This is a genomic window from Streptacidiphilus sp. BW17 (assembly GCF_041262485.1).
Taxonomy (GTDB): domain Bacteria; phylum Actinomycetota; class Actinomycetes; order Streptomycetales; family Streptomycetaceae; genus Streptacidiphilus.
This window is the reverse complement of record NZ_JBGCCR010000003.1, coordinates 260,400-277,682: the sequence shown is the minus strand read 5'-3', so window position 1 is coordinate 277,682 and position 17,283 is coordinate 260,400. Positions and strand designations below refer to the sequence as shown.

Below are 17,283 nucleotides of genomic sequence, written 5' to 3'. Positions count from 1 at the left end.
GTTCAGGCTTAGTAGGTCGGCTTCTCGGGCTCGATCTGGTTGACCCAGCCGATGACGCCGCCACCGACGTGGACCGCGTCGGCAAAGCCCGCGGAGTGCAGGACGGCGAGGACCTCGGCCGAGCGGACGCCGGTCTTGCAGTGCAGGACGATCTTCTTGTCCTGCGGCATCTTCTCCAGCGCGTTCCCCATCAGGAACTCGTTCTTCGGGATCAGCGTCGCGCCCGGGATGCTGACGATCTCGTACTCGGCCGGCTCACGCACGTCGACGAGGAAGATGTCCTCGTCGGTGTCCTGCCACTCCTTCAGCTGCTTCGGGGTGATCGTGTTGCCCACCGCCGCCGCCTGCGCCTCCTCCGAGACGACACCGCAGAACGCCTCGTAGTCGATCAGGTCGGTGACCGTCGGGTTCTCGCCGCAGAGCGCGCAGTTCGGGTCCTTGCGGACCTTGACCGTGCGGTACTGCATCTCCAGGGCGTCGTAGATCATCAGGCGGCCGACCAGCGGCTCACCGATGCCCGCGAGGAGCTTGATGGCCTCGTTGACCTGGATCGAACCGATCGAGGCGCACAGCACGCCCAGCACGCCGCCCTCGGCGCAGGAGGGGACCATGCCGGGCGGCGGGGCCTCCGGGTACAGGCAGCGGTAGCACGGGCCGTGCTCGGCCCAGAACACCGACGCCTGACCGTCGAAGCGGTAGATCGAGCCCCACACGTAGGGCTTGCCCAGCAGCACGGCCGCGTCGTTGACCAGGTAACGAGTCGCGAAGTTGTCCGTGCCGTCCACGATCAGGTCGTACTGGGCGAAGATCTCCTTGACGTTGTCGACGTCCAGGCGCTCCTCGTGGAGGATCACGTCCACGTAGGGGTTGATCTCCTTGACCGAGTCCCGGGCGGACTCGGCCTTGGAGCGGCCCACGTCGGACTGGCCGTGGATGATCTGGCGCTGCAGGTTCGACTCGTCGACGGTGTCGAACTCCACGATGCCCAGCGTGCCGACACCGGCGGCGGCCAGGTACATCAGGGTGGGCGAGCCCAGACCGCCGGCGCCCACACAGAGCACCTTGCTGTTCTTCAACCGCTTCTGCCCGTCCATCCCGACATCCGGGATGATCAGGTGGCGGGAGTACCTGCGGACCTCGTCCACGCTGAGCTCAGCAGCGGGCTCAACCAGGGGTGGCAGCGACACGGGGGACTCCGGTGGTGGTCAGACGGTGTGGTCTCTCGCCCAACAGTGCCACGCGCGGGCGTATTCCAGAGCCTCTGGTCCAGCGTGCGAGACACCGCGTGAGACGGATCACGCCCCGCCGTCAGACCCGACAGGCGGTCTCCATCCAGATGTCGGCCAGCGACTCCTCCAGGGGGACCCGCGGACGCCAGCCCAGACGCTCCCGGGCGGTACGGATGTCGGCCTGGCGCCACAGGACTTCGAGCGGGCGGTCCGCCGCGTCCGCGCCCGGGATCGGGCCGCGGCTCTCCTCCATCAGGCGCCCCTCGAAGCCCGAGGCCCGGACCAGCAGCGCAGCCGCGTCGCGCATCCGTACGCCCGAGCCGCCGCCGATGTTGATCACGCCCGTCGCCGCCGAGACCGCGGCCGACTGGACCGCCCGCGCCACGTCCCTGACGTCGACGAAATCTCGGAATGCGGACAGGTCCGCGGTACGGATGTGCGGCTCGCCGCGTTCCAGCGCCCGGCGCAGGCCCTCGGACAGGCGACCGAAGAGGGAGCCCGCTGGGACGCCCGGGCCGACCACGTCGAAGATCCGCAGGACCACGGCGTCCAGGCCGGAGGAGAGTGCGAGCTCCGTGCCCGCGAGCTTGGTGACGCCGTAGGGGCCGACCGGCCGGGGCTCGGCGGTCTCCGCCGTCGCCGTGCCGATCGGGACCGGGCCGTACTCGGCCGCCGAGCCGACGTGGACGAGCCGCGCCGGATCGTGGCTCCGCCGGATCGCCTCGCAGACGGTGGCGACCGCCTGGGTGTTGGCCCGGACCAGATCGCGCGGGGAGCCGTAGGTGGCTCCGGCGCAGTTGACCACCACGCGCGGCATCACCGCGTCGAGGAACCGGGCCAGCGCGCCGGGGCTCCCGGCAGCCAGGTCGAAGCGGATGTCCGCGGAGTCACGCCGGCCGAGGACGGTGACCTGGAGCTCCGGGTCGGCGAAGAGTCGGTCGGCGACGCGGCGGCCGATGAAGCCGTCGGCGCCCAGCAGCAGCACCCTCATCAGGTGGTCCTTCCGTTGTGCAGGTTGATGCTCGGTGGTTGGGATCGGGCACGCCCGAAGCAGGGGCGGGTCCGAAGCGGAGGGTCGGCGCGGGCACAGGGACGGCTCACGCCGCCCTGCTCGGCCCCACCGGTCCGTGACAGGTGCGCTCAGGCCCGATGCCCTGCCCGGCGCTGGGGTCGCCACCCGTCCGGACGCGCGGTCCGGTGCTCGGGTCGGACGGTGCCGACGGGACCGTCGGGCGCGCGGTGGGAGACAGGGCGGTGGGAGACGGGGCTGAGCAGGGTGGTCCAGGCGCAGGAAGCCACCACCGCGATGGCGAGCCCGCAGGCCCAGGCGACGAGGCCCGCGTGCCCCGATATCGCCCGGGCGGTCGCAGCCCCGACACAGGCCAGGGCCAGCACACCGAAGCCGGAGGGGCTCCGGCCACAGCGTCGGAGGAGGAACGCGAACAGCAGCGCCACCCCGGCCAGCCCCTGGGCCAGCCACGACGCGGAGGTGAGCCCCCACGCCCCGGTCTGCGCCAGCTGCGCCGCCTGCCCGTGCCCGCCGTGCCCGACGTAAACGGACTCCAGCACCGAGGCGGTGGCGGTGAGACCGGCGAGCAGGCCGAGGAAGCACAGGACCGTGATCGGCAGCACCGGCCGCATCCGCGACCGGAACTCGCGCGTCGAGCGGGCCTGGAGGTGACTGCCGCCGATATGGCGGAACCAGCGGGCGCACCCCTCCGCCACACCAACGCCGAGAGCCAGCGCGATCTGGGCCGCGCCGACCGGTTGGGCCAGGGCGAGCAGCGCTCCGACACCCAGCGCGAGGGCGCCGCGCGTCGCCCAGGAACCCCGGCGGGCAGCGCCGCCGAACGCGGGCACGAAGGCAACCGCTGCCGTGTAGACAACGATCGGCACGACCAGCGGCAGTGGCAGGCCCAGCCCGGCGACAACCCGGAGCAGCAGCGCGGGCAGCAGGAACAGCAATCCGGCTGCGGCTGCGGGAAGCAGTCGGCGCTGCGTCGGGGCCTCGTCCTGCTCGGGTGCCAGCGCATGGCGCGGCACCCGGGCGTACAGCTCCTCGGCGAGCGAGAAGACGTCGGAGTGGCGGTAGCGCCCGGCCGTGCTGGGCCCCACGCCGTCGCGTTCCAGCTCCACGGCGATGTCGAGCGGGTCCACCGCGTCGGCGTAGAAAGATCGGTGACGCTCCATCAGCGCGTGCACCGGGTCGGCCACCCCGCGCGGACGCGGCGGCGCGGCCGGACGCGGAGACGGTCGCTGCAATGCGGCGTGACGCGCAGGCCCCGGACGGGCTGCGGAGCCGCCGGGGGCCACAGCCGCCGGCCCGCCCCCTGCGTCACCTCGCGCGCCGCCCTGCGCAGCGCGCCGGGACGCGTGACCACCCTGGGCACCGCGTGACGCGCCGTTGGCGCCGCGCTCCTGTGCCCCGCGTCCCTGGGCGCCGCGCCCGCGCCCGCCCGGGCTCTGGCCGCCTCCGTGGGCGGCATGACGACGTGTCACTGTGCGGGCACCCCCTTCGGGATGGCGCCGACCCAGTACTCGGCGGGGCGGCTGAACGGCTGGGCGACCGGTTCGGGCGCGCTCTGCGGGACCTCCGCGGCCAGCTCCAGGTAGAGCGTGCGGAACGCGTCTATGGCCGGCTCGACGGCGTAGAGCTCCTGGGCGCGTTGCCGACCGGCGTTTCCCAGCCGGACGCGACGCTCCTCGTCGCCGAGCAGCGCGGAGCAGGCGGCAGCGAGCGCAATGGGATCGCCGGGCGGGACCAGCAGCCCCGTCGGACCGAGCAGCTCGCGTGCCGCGCCGACGTCGGTGGCGACCACTGGACGGCCACTGAGCTGCGACTCGGCGAGCAGGTGTGGACGGACGCCCTCGGTGCCCGCGAAGACCAGGACGGTGGCGTCCTCGTGGACCGTACGCAGGCGCTGGGACGTGCTGTCGAAGCCGTCGAAGGAGACCGCCTCGGTGACGGCGTCGCCGAACAGGTCGTGGGCCAGCTCGCGGCAGTGCCCCTGGTAGGCGGCGGCACCGGACGGTGCTGTCCGGCCGTACACCCGGAGCTCGGCCTCCGGCTGCTCCTCGCGCACCAGCGCGAAGGCGCGGAGCATCGGCTCCAGCCCACCGCACGGCTCCATCGCTCCGAGCCAGGCGAGGGTGGGACGCTCCGGCTCGGCGCCGACGGGCGGCCGATCGGCCAACGGCGTGGCCTCGTAGACGACTCGGATCCGCTCCCGCTGGGCCCCGCAGTGCTCCTGCCAGCGCTGGTCGAAGGCGCTGCCCGGGGTGATCACCCCGGCCTGGGCGTAGCCCTCGCCCGCGAGAAGGCGATGAAAGGCGAGCATCAGCGCCCGCACCGGGTGGCGGTAGCGCGAGGCGCGGTATCCGCGGTAACGCTCGCGCAGATGCAGACTGTGCTCGGTCAGCAGGAAGGGCAACCCGAGCTGACGCTTCGCCACCAGGGCGGGGAGTGCGGCGGCCGACCCGCCCACGACATGGCAGACGTCAGCTCCGGCCAGCGCGGCCCTCCCGGCCCGCCCCTGGTACCAGGGCAGGGAGAGCGGACGCAGCGCCCGTTCGAGCAGATCGGCGGCGACCAGGACGTCGTGGAGCAGTGGGACACCGGCGTCACCGGCCCCGGCCGCTATCACCGCGCCTGACCCCAGCCACGCGTGCTCCAGCGATCGGACGGCAGCGCCGGACCGCAGCAGGGCGGCGAGCCCGCCCCCGCGCCCGGCCTCCGCGAGGGCGTACAGCGCGGGCCCGAACCCGGCTGCCGCGCGAGCGGGGTTGGTGTCGACCAGCGTGCGGACCAACTCGCCGTACGCGGCGAGGGCCCGCCCTCTCCGGCCACCCCAGGGAGGCGTGGCTCGCCTCCTCTCCCCTACGCGGACTGCGTCGGCGGTCGAGAGCCGGAGGAACTCGTGCTCCGCCAGGGAGCCGACCAGGCGCTCGCCCCATGCATCCGTGGCGGCACTCTCTGTGACCAGTGCGATGCGCATGGGACCTCCGGCCCGAAAGGATGGACGACGTCAGCGTGCGGGAGAGAGCAGACGGAGAGGCCTCACCCGGTCGACCAGCCCGACCGCAGACTCCCCCACCACGCGTGCGGCCGCCGCGCAGAACCCCTGCTCGGGGGACGCGTGTTCGGCCAACGCCAAGAAACTACGTCCCGCCGCTGACAGAGCGTCGGCCTTCCCGGGCGCTACCACCCGAAGGAGTGAAGCGCGACCACACTCCGTCCCGAACTGCCGCCGAACCCCCTCCAGCAACGGGTCTCAGCCGCCGGTCCGCACGGGCTCACTCACCACGCGCGCTCTGCGGCTGCCCGTCGATCCCCGTGCCGATCTTCGTATTGATCTTCGTATTGATCTCGGTCAGGAACTCCACGAAGCGGTCGGCGACCAGCTCCGGGTACTCCATCATCGCGACGTGACCGGCCTGCGGCAGCACCAGCAGCCGGGAGTCGCCGAAGGCAAGCGAGGCACGCCGCGCCATCCGGTAGCCGACCAGCTTGTCCCGCAGCCCGTAGACCAGCAGCGTCGGCGCGGTCACCCGCTCCGCCTGCCGCCACAGCGCCTGCTCGCCGCGCTCGGTGTACGCGCGGACGATGCCGCGGGCGCTGCGCGAGAGCACGTCCAGCGCGTACGGAAGCTGCGCACGGCGCCGGTACTCCGCGACCATCAGCGCCCGGCGCTCCGGCGGGATCCGTCCCGGGTCGCCGTAGCAGAGCTCCAGCAGCGCCCGGGTCTGGTGCTCGACCGCCCGACCGCGCGAGGCCCGGCGGATCAGACCCGCGGCTCCGGGCATCGCCAGCAGGGTGGTGGGCAGGGCGGTCCGCTGCGGCGGCAGCTCCGGCAGGGCGGGCGAGATCAGCGTCAGCGTCCGGACCAGGTCGGGCCGGAGCGCGGCCAGGCGGGTCGCCACCGCGCCGCCGAGGGAGTTGCCGAACAGGTGCACCGGGCCGCGCCCGGTGAGCTCGATGAAGTCGCCCACCGCGCGCACGTGCGCGCCGAGAGAGAGGTCGGCGTCGTCCGGCGGCGGGGACTGGCCGAAGCCGGGCAGGTCGACCGCCTGCCCGTCGACCGTGTCGGCCAGCCCGGCCATCAGCAGTTCCCAGTTGCGGGTGGAGCCGCCCAGGCCGTGCACGAAGAGCGCGGGAGGCAGGTCCGCGCGGCGCGGCGGCTGCGCCTCGGCGAAGAGCGGACTCCCGGCGACCCGCAGCTCGTACAACCCGTCGCTGCCGGCGGCGGTCTCGGCCTCGAACGTCTCGCGCAGTCCACTCATGAGGACGATGCTAGGAGGCAGCGCCGTTACAGCATCGAGACCCACGCCGGGGAGGCAGCATGTCCGAACTCAACGAGGCCGCGCTCGACTCCCTCGCCGTGATCGAATCGGACGATTCGGAGGGGCTCACGCCCGTGGAAGAGAACGAGACAGAGCAGAGCACGAGCTTCGAGGAAGACGATCTCGCCCTCGAGTCGCCCGAGGCCGACTCCGTCGAGCAGAAGGTCGGTGTACCGATCGGGGACGACGAATACCCCGACGAGTTCCGGTGACCCCACCTCTTGTGGAATCCTCACAAGCCGGAGACCGTACTTTCTGGTCGCGACCTGCGGCGCTGGGGATTACCCACAAGTAGGATGGCGATCAAAGAGTTCCAGCACGGCCCGGGTCCGCCCCGGAGCCACGTATCGCCCAGTGAGGAGCACCGTGACGGCCATCCAGGACACGGCTGAGCGCCCCCGCGGCACTCGCCTGCCGCGCAGTGCCCGCCGCAACCAGCTGCTGGGCGCCGCCCAGGAGGTCTTCGTCGCCCAGGGGTACCACGCGGCGGCGATGGACGACATCGCGGAGCGCGCCGGCGTCAGCAAGCCCGTGCTCTACCAGCACTTCCCCGGAAAGCTGGAGCTCTACCTGGCGCTGCTCGACAAGCACTGCGACGCGCTGGTCGACGCGATCCGCGACGCGCTGGAGTCGACCACCGTCAACAAGAACCGAGTCCTGGCCACGACCGAGGCGTACTTCGCCTATGTCGCCTCGGAGTCGGGCGCGTTCCGGTTGGTCTTCGAGTCCGACCTGACGAACGAGGAGGCCGTGCGCGAGCGCGTCGAGCGCGTCACGCGCGACACCGCGACGCTGGTCAGCAAGGTGATCGCGGAGGACACCGACCTCCCCGAGGAGGAGGCCATGCTGCTCGCCGTCGGCGTCTGCGGCCTCTGCCAGATCACCGCCCGCTTCTGGCTCGCCCAGGGCAGCACCATCCCGCAGGACGAGGCGGTCCGCCTGGTCTCCAGCCTCTCCTGGCGCGGCCTCAAGGGCTTCCCGATGCACGGGGGCGACGGCGCGCACTGAGGGTCGCGCCGCAGCGCAGGTCGTGAGCTGGGGGCGAGCGCCCTCGGAATGATCGCGCAAGCCGTATCGTTGGCCCGGTACGGCACGCGGCCGGGTTGGCCGACCGCGTGTGAACGACGAACGCCTGTTGATGGGGCCGGAGGGACGAAGCCGTGGAGGTCAAGATCGGCGTGCAGAACGCGGCTCGGGAGATCGTTCTCGAGAGCGCGCAGTCTGCCGACGAGGTCGAGAGCGCGGTCGCCGCGGCGCTGAGTGGCACCGAGAAGCTGCTGAAGCTGTCCGACGAGCACGGCCGCAAGGTCCTGGTCCCGGCCGAGCGCCTGGCGTACGTCGAGATCGGCGAGCAGGCGCCGCGGAAGGTCGGCTTCGGCACGCTCTGACCCGCCGTCGGGATGACGTGAGACGCCCCGGTCTCCTCCTCAGGGAGGAAACCGGGGCGTTCTGCGTGTCCGGGCAGGTTGGGGGTATGGCGCGGACGGGTTCTGGGTAGGGCTTCTGCAGCAGCACAGGGTTCGGACAGGCAGCGCGGAGGAGGCCCGGGATGGTCGTCGAGTTGATCGCCTTCACTCTGGTCGGCCTGGCGATCGGCGTGGGCGCGGCGGTACTGCTCGCGGATCTCTTCCCGGCGCCGAAGATCGTGACAATCCTGACCGGACTGTGCTCGGCCCTGCTGTTGGGCGGGATCGCCCACACCGCGTTCGGGGCGGGCCACCCCGTCGAGACGGTCGCCTGCGCGGCGATCGGCTCCGGCCTCCTCGTCTCCGTCCTCGCCCGCCCCGACAAGCGCTCAACCCACCACCCGCGCCACGCCTGATCCCCACCGAGGGACGTTGCACGACGCAGGGGCGCGAAGCGCTGCGTGGGAACCACTGACGAGCGAATGGCCCCGAACGTTCGGGGCTCTACCTCTCAGAGTGGCTTGTCACGCAGTTCCTCGCGCCCCTGGGTCGGGCAACCACCTGCGGGAGCGAAAGCCCCATGCCGCAGAACTACGACGCCAGGCCCAGCGCAGCCATGCGGCGGGTGTGGGCCTCGGTGATGCGGTTGAACATCTTGCCGACCTCCACGAGGTCGAACCCGCGGACCTCGACCCCGCCGATCAGCAGGTTGCTGAGCGCGTCCCGCTCCGCGACGACCCGCTGGGCCTGGCTGAGCGCCTCGCCCATCAGGCGGCGGCCCCACAGGGCCAGCCGGCCACCGATCCGCGGCTCCGCTGCGATCGCCTCGCGGACCTTCTCCACCGCGAACTCCGCATGGCCCGTGTCGGCCATCACGCCGAGGACCAACTCGCGGGTGTCGTCGTCCAGGCGGACCGCCACCTCGCGGTAGAAGTCCGCCGCGATCGAGTCGCCGACGTACGCCTTGACCAGGCCCTCCGCCCAGTCCGCCGGAGCGGTCATCCGGTGGAAGGAGTCCAGCGGCTCGGCGAACGGCGTCATCGCCGCCGTCGGGTCCTCGCCGATCTCGGCGAGCCGGTCGCGCAGGCGGCGGTAGTGCCCGAACTCCGCGGCGGCCATACCCGCCAGCGCGGCCTTGTCCTCCAGGCCGGGGGCCAGCTTCGCGTCCTCCGCAAGGCGCTCGAACGCGCTCAGCTCGCCGTAGGCCAACGCACCGAGCAGGTCGACCACGGCCGCGCGGTACTCCGGGTCGGCCGAGCAACTCGCCCAGTCGCCGATCGACGGGTACGTCTCGGCCTGGGCGTCGGCGCTGCCGGTGGAGGTGTCGGTGGACTGGTCCTTGGGGGCTTCAGGCGTCTCCATACGCCGCACCTTAGTGGCCGTGGACGACCTCGGAATGCACGGAAGCGGGCAGGAACACGTCCGATGTCGTCCGCGTCACATGTTCGATCTTCGCCTTGACGGTATGGTGGTAGTGAAGTTCGGCGTAATGCATCATCTGGATGCGCGCCGGCCTCACGTACGCGGATGCCCGGTCGGTCGCACGATCGGCTCCGACCGACCCCGCAGTGGCCGAGCGAGGGCCGCCGCAGACCGCGCAGTCGCGGTCCCGCGCCGGGCCTCCATCAACGCCTTCCACTGTGCTCCGTCGCGTCCGCTCTCCCCAGGGGATGCAGCGACGCCGCAGCGCGTGGAAAAGCCATGAGGTAGCCGGTAGTGGTCAGCGCCCCCGTCCAGGACGGGTGCCCGGCCGCCCCCGCGATCGGCCGCACCACTTCCGGAAGAGGCACAGCCCTGACTACGTTCCGTGAACTCGGAATCCTTTCCGAGACCGCAGAGGCCCTCGAGGCCGTCGGTATCATCACTCCCTTCCCGATCCAGGAGATGACCCTGCCCGTGGCCATGACCGGCCACGACGTCATCGGCCAGGCCAAGACCGGCACCGGCAAGACCCTGGGCTTCGGGCTTCCCATCATCGACTCCGTCCGCGTCGCCGCCGACGTGGACGCCGGCCGCATCACCGCCGCCGAGGTCCCGACCGCGCCGCAGGCGCTCGTCGTCGTCCCGACCCGCGAGCTCTGCACCCAGGTCACCAACGACCTGCTGGTCGCCGGCAAGGTGCGCAACGTGCGCGTGCTGTCCATCTACGGCGGACGCGGCTACGAGACCCAGATCGAGGCGCTGGAGCGCGGCATCGACGTGATCGTCGGCACGCCGGGCCGTCTGCTCGACCTGGCCCGTCAGCGCAAGCTGAACCTCTCGGCCGTCCGCACCCTGGTGCTGGACGAGGCCGACGAGATGCTCGACCTGGGCTTCCTGCCCGACGTCGAGAAGATCATCGACATGCTGCCGACGCAGCGCCAGACCATGCTGTTCTCGGCGACCATGCCGGGCGCGGTCATCAGCCTGGCCCGCCGCTACATGAACCGCCCGACGCACATCCGCGCCACCGCGCCGGACGACCAGGGCGCGACGGTCGCGAACACCTCGCAGCACATCTACCGCGCCCACTCGCTCGACAAGGTCGAGATGGTCGCCCGCCTCCTGCAGGCCGAGGGCCGCAACCTGGCGATGGTCTTCTGCCGGACCAAGCGCACCACCGCCGACGTCGCCGAGCAGCTGACCAAGCGCGGCTTCGCGGCCGGCGCGGTCCACGGTGACCTGGGCCAGGGCGCGCGCGAGCAGGCGCTGCGCGCGTTCCGCAACGGCAAGGTCGACGTGCTGGTCTGCACCGACGTGGCCGCGCGTGGCATCGACGTCGAGGGCGTCACCCACGTGGTGAACTACCAGTGCCCCGAGGACGAGAAGACCTACCTGCACCGCATCGGCCGCACCGGCCGCGCGGGCGCGTCGGGCACCGCGGTCACGCTGGTCGACTGGGACGACATCCCGCGCTGGCAGCTGATCAACAAGGCGCTCGAGCTGTCGTTCAACGACCCGGAGGAGACCTACTCGTCCTCCGCGCACTTCTACGAGCAGTTGCACATCCCCGCCGGGACCAAGGGCATCCTGCCGCGCGCCGAGCGCACCCGCGCCGGTCTGGACGCGGAGGAGATCGAGGACCTCGGCGAGCCGGGCGGCGGCCGTCGCCGTCCCGCCCGCGACGCGGGCGGACGCGGTCGTGACCGTGACCGCGAGAAGGACCGGGATCGCGAGAAGGACCGGGATCGCGAGAAGGACCGGGACGAGGACCGTCCGGCCGGTCGCCGCGAGCGGAGCCGTCGTCGCACCCGTGGTGGTGCGACCTCCGGCGCCGAGGTCGAGACGCAGGCGCAGGCCACGACCGTCGAGCCCGCAGCCGCCGTCGAGGGCGGCGAGGCCGTGGACAGCGCGCCCAAGCGTCGTCGTCGCCGCACCCGCAACAGCGCGGACGGCCCGGCGGACGCGGTCCAGGCCGCGGCCACCGCGACGCCCGAGGCACCGGTCGTCGAGGCCGTCGAGGTCGAGGCCCAGGCCGAGGCACCGACGGTGGCTGCGGAGGCCACCGAGGCGCCGGCCCCGCGTCGCCGCACCCGCGCAGCGAAGGCCACCGCCACTCCGGTCGCCGAGGCCGTGACTGAGGCCGTCGAGGTCGCTGCGCCCGTGATGGAGGAGGCCGTCGAGGCCCCCGCACCGCGTCGCACCCGCGCAAAGAAGGCCGCTGCGACCCCCGAGGTGGAGGTTGCCGAGCAGCCGGTCGCGACCGAGGAGCCCGCCGAGGCTCCGACCCCGCGTCGCCGCACCCGCGCTGCCAAGGCCACCGCCACGCCGGTCGCCGAGGCCGTGGCTGAGGCCGTCGAGGTCGCTGCGCCCGTGGTGGAGGAGGCCGTCGAGGCCCCCGCACCGCGTCGCACCCGTGCGAAGAAGGCCGCTGCCGCTGTGGTCGAGGCGCCGACGGCTGCGGAGGCAGCGGACGCCCCCGCGCCGAGCCGCCGCACCCGGGCCAAGAAGGTCGCCGCCCCGGTGGCGGACACCGCTGTGGTCGAGGCTCCGGTCGAAGCTGCTCCGGTCGAGACGCCGCAGCCCGAGGCGGAGGCTCCGGCCCCGCGCCGCCGCACCCGCGCCACGAAGGTCTCTGCGACTGAGGTTGCCGAGGCCGTCGAGGTCAGCGCGCCCGTGGCGGGGGAGGCCGTCGAGGCTCCCGCGCCGCGCCGTGCTCGGGCGAAGCAGGCGACCGCTCCGGTTGCCGAGACGGAGCAGATCGAGACCCCGCAGGTCGAGGAGGCTCCGGCCCCGCGTCGCCGTGCCCGCGCTGCCAAGGCCACTGCCGCCCCGGTCGCAGCGGCCCCGGTCGCGGAGACCGTGGTCGTCGAGGCTGCGGAGGCGGAAGAGGCCCCCGCGCCGCGCCGCCGGTCCCGGGCCAAGAAGGCCGCTGCCGCTCCGGTGGCGGAGACCGTGGCCGTGGCCGTCGAGGCCCCGGTCGCGGCGGCCGAGCCCCGGGTCACGCAGCCCGAGGTCGCACAGCCCGTCGCCACCGCGTCGGCCGTCACGCCGCGCAAGCGTCGCCGGGCGACCTCCGCGGTGACGGACGCGGCGGCCAAGGCCGCTGGGCAGGACGCGCCGCAGCCCGTCGCCGAGCCGGAGCCCGGGCCGGAGACCACGTCCGTACCCGCGCCGCGCAAGCGTCGCCGGGCGACCTCCGCGGTGACGGACGCGTCCGCGAAGGCCCGTCAGGTCGTCACCGAGCCTGCGAGCACCGGGGACGTCCCGTCGCAGCGCGCGTCCGCGCCGGCCAAGGCCGCAGCGGGCTCGGTGGACGAGGCGGAGCCGCCCAAGCGCAAGCGTCGCAGCGTCCGCCTCGCCGAGGCCGCCGCTGCCACCGCGGCCGCCGAGGCGGCGGCCACGGGTCGCAAGGCGCGCGCGTGACACCGCGTCAGTAGCCGACCCGGCGAACACATCAGGCGCGGCGGCGCGTCGCAGGCCCCAGGGCTTGCGGCGCGCCGCCGCGCTTTTCTGCGTGCGCGGCACCCGATCCTGTTTGCTCCTTCTTGCTCCCGCTTGCTCCCGCTTGCTCCTTGGCGCTGCCGGGACGCGCCCCGTGCGCCACGTCGTCGTCAGCCGTGCTGGTTAGGCTCGGAGTGAGGGCAGCAACCGCACCCGCACCGCCAGGAGGACCCGACCGATGAGCACCCCGCCGTTCCTGACCCTGCCCGGCTGCGCCCGCGCCGTCCGCCTGGAGACGGCCCGTGGCTCGTTCGCCGCGCTCCATGCGGTGCCGCAGGGACGTCCCCCTGCTGCGACCGCGCTGCTGGTTCCCGGATTCACCGGCAGCAAGGAGGACTTCATCGCGCTGCTCGAACCGCTCGCCCAGGAGGGCGTGGAGGTCCTCGCCGTCGACCAGCGCGGCCAGTACGAGACGGGCGGACCGGACGACGTCGACGCGTACGCGCTGGAGGAGCTCGGCCTGGACCTGCTGGGGGTGACCGCCGAGCTGAAGAGCGCGGCTCCGGAACGCCCGCTGCACCTGCTCGGCCACTCCTTCGCGGGGTACGTCGTCCGCGACGCGGTCCTGCGGGCGACCGGATCCCCCCTTCCCTGGGCATCGTTGACGCTGCTCAGCACCGGACCGGCCGCACTGGAGGACGCGGAGACCGAGCGGGCGAAGCTGCTGCTCGCAGCACTGCCGACGATGTCGCTGGAGGAGATCTGGCGTGCGATGAAGGACATGGAGGAGGCCTCCGGAGCGACGCCCGAGCTGATCGCTCCGGAGGTCGCGGAGTTCCTGCACCGGCGTTGGGTGTCCAACGTCCCTTCCTCGATGACGGCGATGGCCCGGCAGTTGATCGCCGAACCGGACCGCGTGGACGGACTCGCCAAGGTCGCACTGCCCAAACTCGTCCTGTCGGGCGAGCGCGACTACGCGTGGCCGGTGGAGCTCCAGGCGCAGATGGCGCTGCGGCTCTCCGCCGAGCACATCGTCGTTCCCGGCGCGGGGCACTCGCCGAACGCGGAACGCCCGGAGGGCACGGCGGTGTCGCTGTCGGCGTTCTGGTCGAACGTCAGCTGACGTTTCGTCAGGGATACCGCACTTCACGTGGGAACAGGGGAATAGGCGCGCCCCTCCCTTCGTTCCTTCTGGACGGACAGACTCGCGCGGCGTGCGGGGAGCTTCGTCACCGACCTTTAACGGCCCGGTGACCGCGACGAAGCAGGCCGGACCGAGTCTGGTTGTCCGAAGAGGAAGGGAGACGCCCGTGCACTTCGAAATCCTCCGCCTGAACGAGACCGACGGCCGCGCCCAGAATTCCGTGATCGCCGAGGCGAGCGCGGTCCGCGACATCATCGACCGCGCCGCCGCCAGCGGCGCACGCCTCTACATCCGCCCGCACGTACGCCCGCTGGAGACCCCGGCCACGACGTCGGCGGCGCTGCCCGGCGCGTGAGGCCCGCGCGGGCTTCAATGCGCCGTCCCTCGGGCGGGTGATCGTCCTTGACGAGGCGGGTCCGAGGGAGGACCGTGGTCGTCTATGAGGGGCGAGCCCAGTTGCCCTAGGTGCGGGGGCCGAGTCCGCGCCCCGGGGTTGTTCACGGACACCTGGCAGTGCGACGCCCACGGCACCGTCTATCCCTTGCAGCCCATCGTGCCTCCCAGCGTCGAGGCACTGGGCGCGGCGGTGGCGCGAGCCGAGGTTCCCGTCTGGCTGCCCTGGCCGCTGCCTGTCGGCTGGCTGTTCACCGGGATCGCCCACGCGGGCAACGACGTCTCCGGCACGCGGGCAACCGCTGTCGCCTGCTCAGGCCCGGGCCCGCTCGGCGGGCCGGGCGAGCTGCTGCTGATCGCCGAGGAGCTCGGCGTGGGCTTGGGCGCGCGCTACGCGGGGCTCTCCGGCCCGGACCCGGGCGAGGCGATCGCCGTCCATCGCGCACCACACGCCAAGGTGCACGCGGCCGGTCGGCCGACCCCGCTCTGGCACGTCCCGGACGCGCCGGACGACCGCGCGGTCTTCGTGGGCGAGGCACGCGGGCTCTGGCTCTGGGCCGTGATCTGGCCGGAGCGGTCGGGCCTGCTGATGTACGACGAGCTGGTCCTGACGGACCTCCGGGACGCGGGCGCGGAGCTGGACCTGTTGCCCTGCGGGGCGCTGTCGCCCCGGCTCCTGAAGTAGGTGCAACGCGCCTGGGGGCGCAGCTTCCCAGGTAGCAAACGTGCTCCCGTACCCTGGCGTTGAAGACCGTCCCCCTCGTGCCAGGAGTTCCCGCCCGTGCGCATCGATCTGCACGCACACAGCAACGCCTCCGACGGGACCGACTCCCCCGCCGAGCTGGTGCGGAACGCCGTCCTCGCCGGGCTCGACGTGGTCGCGCTGACCGATCACGACACCACCGGCGGTTACGCGGAGGCGTTCGACGCCGTGCGCGGCACCGCGCTGACGCTGGTGCCCGGGGCGGAGCTGTCCTGCCGGGTCGAGGGGATCTCGATGCACATGCTGGCGTACCTCTTCGACCCGGAGGAGCCCGAGTTCGCGCACGAACGCGAGCTGGTCCGCACGGACCGGGTGCGGCGCGCGCAGGCGGTCATCGAGCGGTGCGCGGAGCTCGGCGCACCCATCACGTGGGAGCAGGTGCGCCGGATCGCCGGTCACGGCGCGGTCGGACGGCCGCACATCGCCTCCGCGCTGGTCGAGGCGGGCGTGGTGGACAGCGTGGACCAGGCGTTCACCGCCGACTGGCTGGCGAACGGCGGCCGGGCCGACGTGCCGAAGCGGGAGACCGATCCGGTCGAGGCGATCCGCCTGGTCCGCGCGGCCGGCGGGGTGCCGGTGTTCGCGCACCCGGGTGCGTCCAAGCGCGGGCGGACGGTGTCGGACGCGACCATCGCCAAGTTGGCCGCCGCCGGGCTCGCCGGGCTCGAGGTCGACCACATGGACCACGACGACGAGACCCGCATGCATCTGCGCGGGCTGGCGGCGGAGCTGGGGCTGCTGGTCACCGGTTCGTCGGACTACCACGGCTCCCGAAAGACCGTCAGGCTCGGTGCGGACACGACCGATCCGACCGTCTACGAGGCCCTGGTCGCCCAGGCGACGGGCGCGGCGCCGGTCTCGGGCAAGGACCGCTGAAGTCGGGCATGCAGGCGGCTCCCCGGAGCCGCAGGCGGACTGCTAGCCTCTGGGCTTCTCTGCGAGCGCCACGAGACGCGCTCGCGTTCTTTCTGGGGTGGACAGTTCGTGGCAATCCGTCGCGCAAAGCAGAAGCAGCAGGTCATAGAGAAGCTGTCGCAGGTGGCTCCGGCCGGTGAGACCTTCATCGCCTGTGTGCACGTGGAAACCGGGCCGAGCCCGTGGCTCAACGCCGTCTTCGACGAGATCCCGCTTCTCGGCCTGATCGTCGCGTTCACGCGGAAGTTCTACTTCCTGACGCTGACCAACACCTCGATCGTGGTCAACTCGGCCAGCCGGTGGACCAACCGGCCGGGCGAGGTCGTCATGGCGTTCCCGCGCGAGGCGTTCCCGGTGAGCAACATAAAGCGGGCGTCGGTATGGAGCTCGATGTACGTCCAGCTCAACCCGGGCAGCAAGCCGACCCGGCTCAACATCCACCGTTACTGGCGGTCCGAGATGGACCAGCTGCTGGCGGTGCTGCCGCAGGCCCAGATCCCGGGTCAGGGCCAGCCGGCGCAGATGCCGAACCAGGCCCAGTACTAGGGACAGGCCCAAGCCCCTCGGCGCCGGCCAGTCGGCGCCGGTCAGTCGGTGAGCGGTCAGTCGGTGAGCGGTACGGACGTGCGGGCGGGGTCCCGGAGGTCCGTACCGTGCCGGAGCCAGCGTTCCTGGAGCTCGGCGGCGCCGTGCACGCGCTTGTACGCGGCCTCGTTCGGCGTCATCGGGAGCAGCGGCAGGAAGCGGACCGGGTCGGCCGGCTCGGGCAGGTCCAGGTCCTCGACCAGGCCGCCGGGCTCGGCCACCAGGAAGCCGGTGAACGGCGCGCCCGGCCACAGCGGATCACCCAGGTCGAGCGACGCGCCGGGGGCTACCACCAATCCCTCCACCTGCGGCGATGCCGCCAACGTGGCCAGCGGGCGGAGCAGTTCGTCGCGGCCTCCGCGCACGGTGACCACCAGCTCCGCGCGCGGACCGCTGACGGGGTCGGCGACGGCACTGGTCGGATCGGCCATCGGCGCGGTGGACATGCCGAGCGTGGCGTAGCGGTAGAGGCCCTCGGCCTGCGGGAAGCGCAGCACCTCGATCCGCTCGGTGCCCAGGAAGGTGACCGAGGCGCGGCCGTCCGGCTCGCCGAAGGTGCTGATCAGGCGGGCTTCGACGGCGGCGAGGACGGCGTCCGGCTGGTCGGTTCCGAAGGCGTGCGGCAGTGACATGGATCAGAGCCTA

The 17,283-nt window shown here is 72.7% G+C and carries 17 protein-coding genes; 10 read left to right on the top strand and 7 right to left on the bottom strand.

The window, feature by feature from the left end; genetic code table 11:
* Positions 1-8: 8 nt before the first annotated feature.
* From moeZ to ABH940_RS05280, 5 genes are all read right to left on the bottom strand, one after another.
* The gene (gene moeZ / locus ABH940_RS05300) at positions 9-1,187 is read right to left on the bottom strand and encodes an adenylyltransferase/sulfurtransferase MoeZ (protein WP_370061093.1); all 1,179 of its coding nucleotides are present in this window, start codon (positions 1,185-1,187) and stop codon (positions 9-11) included.
* A gap of 121 nt (positions 1,188-1,308) precedes the next feature.
* The gene (locus ABH940_RS05295) at positions 1,309-2,220 is read right to left on the bottom strand and encodes an NAD-dependent epimerase/dehydratase family protein (RefSeq protein WP_370061095.1); all 912 of its coding nucleotides are present in this window, start codon (positions 2,218-2,220) and stop codon (positions 1,309-1,311) included.
* Between the two features lie 149 nt (positions 2,221-2,369).
* Positions 2,370-3,443 (bottom strand): hypothetical protein, encoded by a 1,074-nt coding sequence (locus ABH940_RS05290; RefSeq protein ID WP_370104471.1) that lies wholly within the window; start codon positions 3,441-3,443, stop codon positions 2,370-2,372.
* 281 nt (positions 3,444-3,724) lie between these two features.
* Complete coding sequence (locus ABH940_RS05285; RefSeq protein WP_370104469.1) at positions 3,725-5,224, bottom strand: glycosyltransferase; 1,500 nt, start codon at positions 5,222-5,224, stop codon at positions 3,725-3,727.
* 298 nt (positions 5,225-5,522) lie between these two features.
* Positions 5,523-6,509 (bottom strand): alpha/beta fold hydrolase, encoded by a 987-nt coding sequence (locus ABH940_RS05280; RefSeq protein WP_370104467.1) that lies wholly within the window; start codon positions 6,507-6,509, stop codon positions 5,523-5,525.
* A 59-nt stretch (positions 6,510-6,568) separates the two neighbouring features.
* On the opposite strand from ABH940_RS05280, the gene ABH940_RS05275 reads away from it, so the two are divergent.
* The 4 genes from ABH940_RS05275 to ABH940_RS05260 all read left to right on the top strand — a co-directional run bounded on the left by ABH940_RS05275 (position 6,569) and on the right by ABH940_RS05260 (position 8,391).
* The gene (locus tag ABH940_RS05275; RefSeq protein WP_370061101.1) at positions 6,569-6,781 is read left to right on the top strand and encodes a hypothetical protein; all 213 of its coding nucleotides are present in this window, start codon (positions 6,569-6,571) and stop codon (positions 6,779-6,781) included.
* A 154-nt stretch (positions 6,782-6,935) separates the two neighbouring features.
* Positions 6,936-7,577 carry a TetR/AcrR family transcriptional regulator gene (locus ABH940_RS05270; protein ID WP_370061104.1) on the top strand — a complete coding sequence of 214 codons (642 nt, stop codon included), beginning with the start codon at positions 6,936-6,938 and terminating at the stop codon, positions 7,575-7,577.
* A gap of 152 nt (positions 7,578-7,729) precedes the next feature.
* Positions 7,730-7,957 carry a DUF3107 domain-containing protein gene (locus ABH940_RS05265; protein ID WP_370061106.1) on the top strand — a complete coding sequence of 76 codons (228 nt, stop codon included), beginning with the start codon at positions 7,730-7,732 and terminating at the stop codon, positions 7,955-7,957.
* A 161-nt stretch (positions 7,958-8,118) separates the two neighbouring features.
* Positions 8,119-8,391: a hypothetical protein gene (locus ABH940_RS05260; RefSeq protein ID WP_370104465.1), complete on the top strand. Its 273-nt coding sequence runs from the start codon at positions 8,119-8,121 to the stop codon at positions 8,389-8,391.
* 175 nt (positions 8,392-8,566) lie between these two features.
* Here the strand turns inward: ABH940_RS05260 and ABH940_RS05255 are convergent, their stop codons facing one another.
* Positions 8,567-9,337 carry a ferritin-like fold-containing protein gene (locus tag ABH940_RS05255; RefSeq protein ID WP_370104463.1) on the bottom strand — a complete coding sequence of 257 codons (771 nt, stop codon included), beginning with the start codon at positions 9,335-9,337 and terminating at the stop codon, positions 8,567-8,569.
* A gap of 522 nt (positions 9,338-9,859) precedes the next feature.
* Between ABH940_RS05255 and ABH940_RS05250 the strand changes: the two genes are divergently transcribed.
* From ABH940_RS05250 to ABH940_RS05225, 6 genes are all read left to right on the top strand, one after another.
* On the top strand, positions 9,860-12,820 hold the full coding sequence (locus ABH940_RS05250) for a DEAD/DEAH box helicase (protein ID WP_370104461.1): 2,961 nt from the start codon (positions 9,860-9,862) through the stop codon (positions 12,818-12,820).
* Between the two features lie 256 nt (positions 12,821-13,076).
* The gene (locus ABH940_RS05245; protein ID WP_370061114.1) at positions 13,077-13,961 is read left to right on the top strand and encodes an alpha/beta fold hydrolase; all 885 of its coding nucleotides are present in this window, start codon (positions 13,077-13,079) and stop codon (positions 13,959-13,961) included.
* A 187-nt stretch (positions 13,962-14,148) separates the two neighbouring features.
* Positions 14,149-14,337, top strand: coding sequence for a hypothetical protein (locus ABH940_RS05240; protein ID WP_370061116.1), 189 nt, complete (start codon positions 14,149-14,151; stop codon positions 14,335-14,337).
* Between the two features lie 84 nt (positions 14,338-14,421).
* The gene (locus tag ABH940_RS05235) at positions 14,422-15,060 is read left to right on the top strand and encodes a DUF6758 family protein (RefSeq protein WP_370061118.1); all 639 of its coding nucleotides are present in this window, start codon (positions 14,422-14,424) and stop codon (positions 15,058-15,060) included.
* A gap of 96 nt (positions 15,061-15,156) precedes the next feature.
* A complete protein-coding gene (locus ABH940_RS05230; protein ID WP_370061120.1) occupies positions 15,157-16,014 on the top strand; it encodes a PHP domain-containing protein in 858 nt (285 codons plus the stop codon).
* A gap of 108 nt (positions 16,015-16,122) precedes the next feature.
* Positions 16,123-16,599 carry a hypothetical protein gene (locus ABH940_RS05225; RefSeq protein ID WP_370061122.1) on the top strand — a complete coding sequence of 159 codons (477 nt, stop codon included), beginning with the start codon at positions 16,123-16,125 and terminating at the stop codon, positions 16,597-16,599.
* Positions 16,600-16,655: 56 nt separating this feature from the next.
* Here the strand turns inward: ABH940_RS05225 and ABH940_RS05220 are convergent, their stop codons facing one another.
* Entirely contained in the window at positions 16,656-17,270 is a 615-nt protein-coding gene (locus tag ABH940_RS05220) for a suppressor of fused domain protein (RefSeq protein WP_370061124.1), read from the bottom strand.
* Between the last annotated feature and the right edge of the window lie 13 nt (positions 17,271-17,283).

Coding starts and splice junctions, on each gene's coding strand:
- ABH940_RS05295 (WP_370061095.1), bottom strand. CDS start 2,220: ATGAGGGTGCTGCTGCTGGGCGCCGACGGCTTCATCGGCCGCCGCGTC.
- ABH940_RS05285 (WP_370104469.1), bottom strand. CDS start 5,224: ATGCGCATCGCACTGGTCACAGAGAGTGCCGCCACGGATGCATGGGGC.
- ABH940_RS05280 (WP_370104467.1), bottom strand. CDS start 6,509: ATGAGTGGACTGCGCGAGACGTTCGAGGCCGAGACCGCCGCCGGCAGC.
- ABH940_RS05275 (WP_370061101.1), top strand. CDS start 6,569: ATGTCCGAACTCAACGAGGCCGCGCTCGACTCCCTCGCCGTGATCGAA.
- ABH940_RS05260 (WP_370104465.1), top strand. CDS start 8,119: ATGGTCGTCGAGTTGATCGCCTTCACTCTGGTCGGCCTGGCGATCGGC.
- ABH940_RS05255 (WP_370104463.1), bottom strand. CDS start 9,337: ATGGAGACGCCTGAAGCCCCCAAGGACCAGTCCACCGACACCTCCACC.
- ABH940_RS05250 (WP_370104461.1), top strand. CDS start 9,860: ATGACCCTGCCCGTGGCCATGACCGGCCACGACGTCATCGGCCAGGCC.
- ABH940_RS05245 (WP_370061114.1), top strand. CDS start 13,077: ATGAGCACCCCGCCGTTCCTGACCCTGCCCGGCTGCGCCCGCGCCGTC.
- ABH940_RS05235 (WP_370061118.1), top strand. CDS start 14,422: ATGAGGGGCGAGCCCAGTTGCCCTAGGTGCGGGGGCCGAGTCCGCGCC.
- ABH940_RS05220 (WP_370061124.1), bottom strand. CDS start 17,270: ATGTCACTGCCGCACGCCTTCGGAACCGACCAGCCGGACGCCGTCCTC.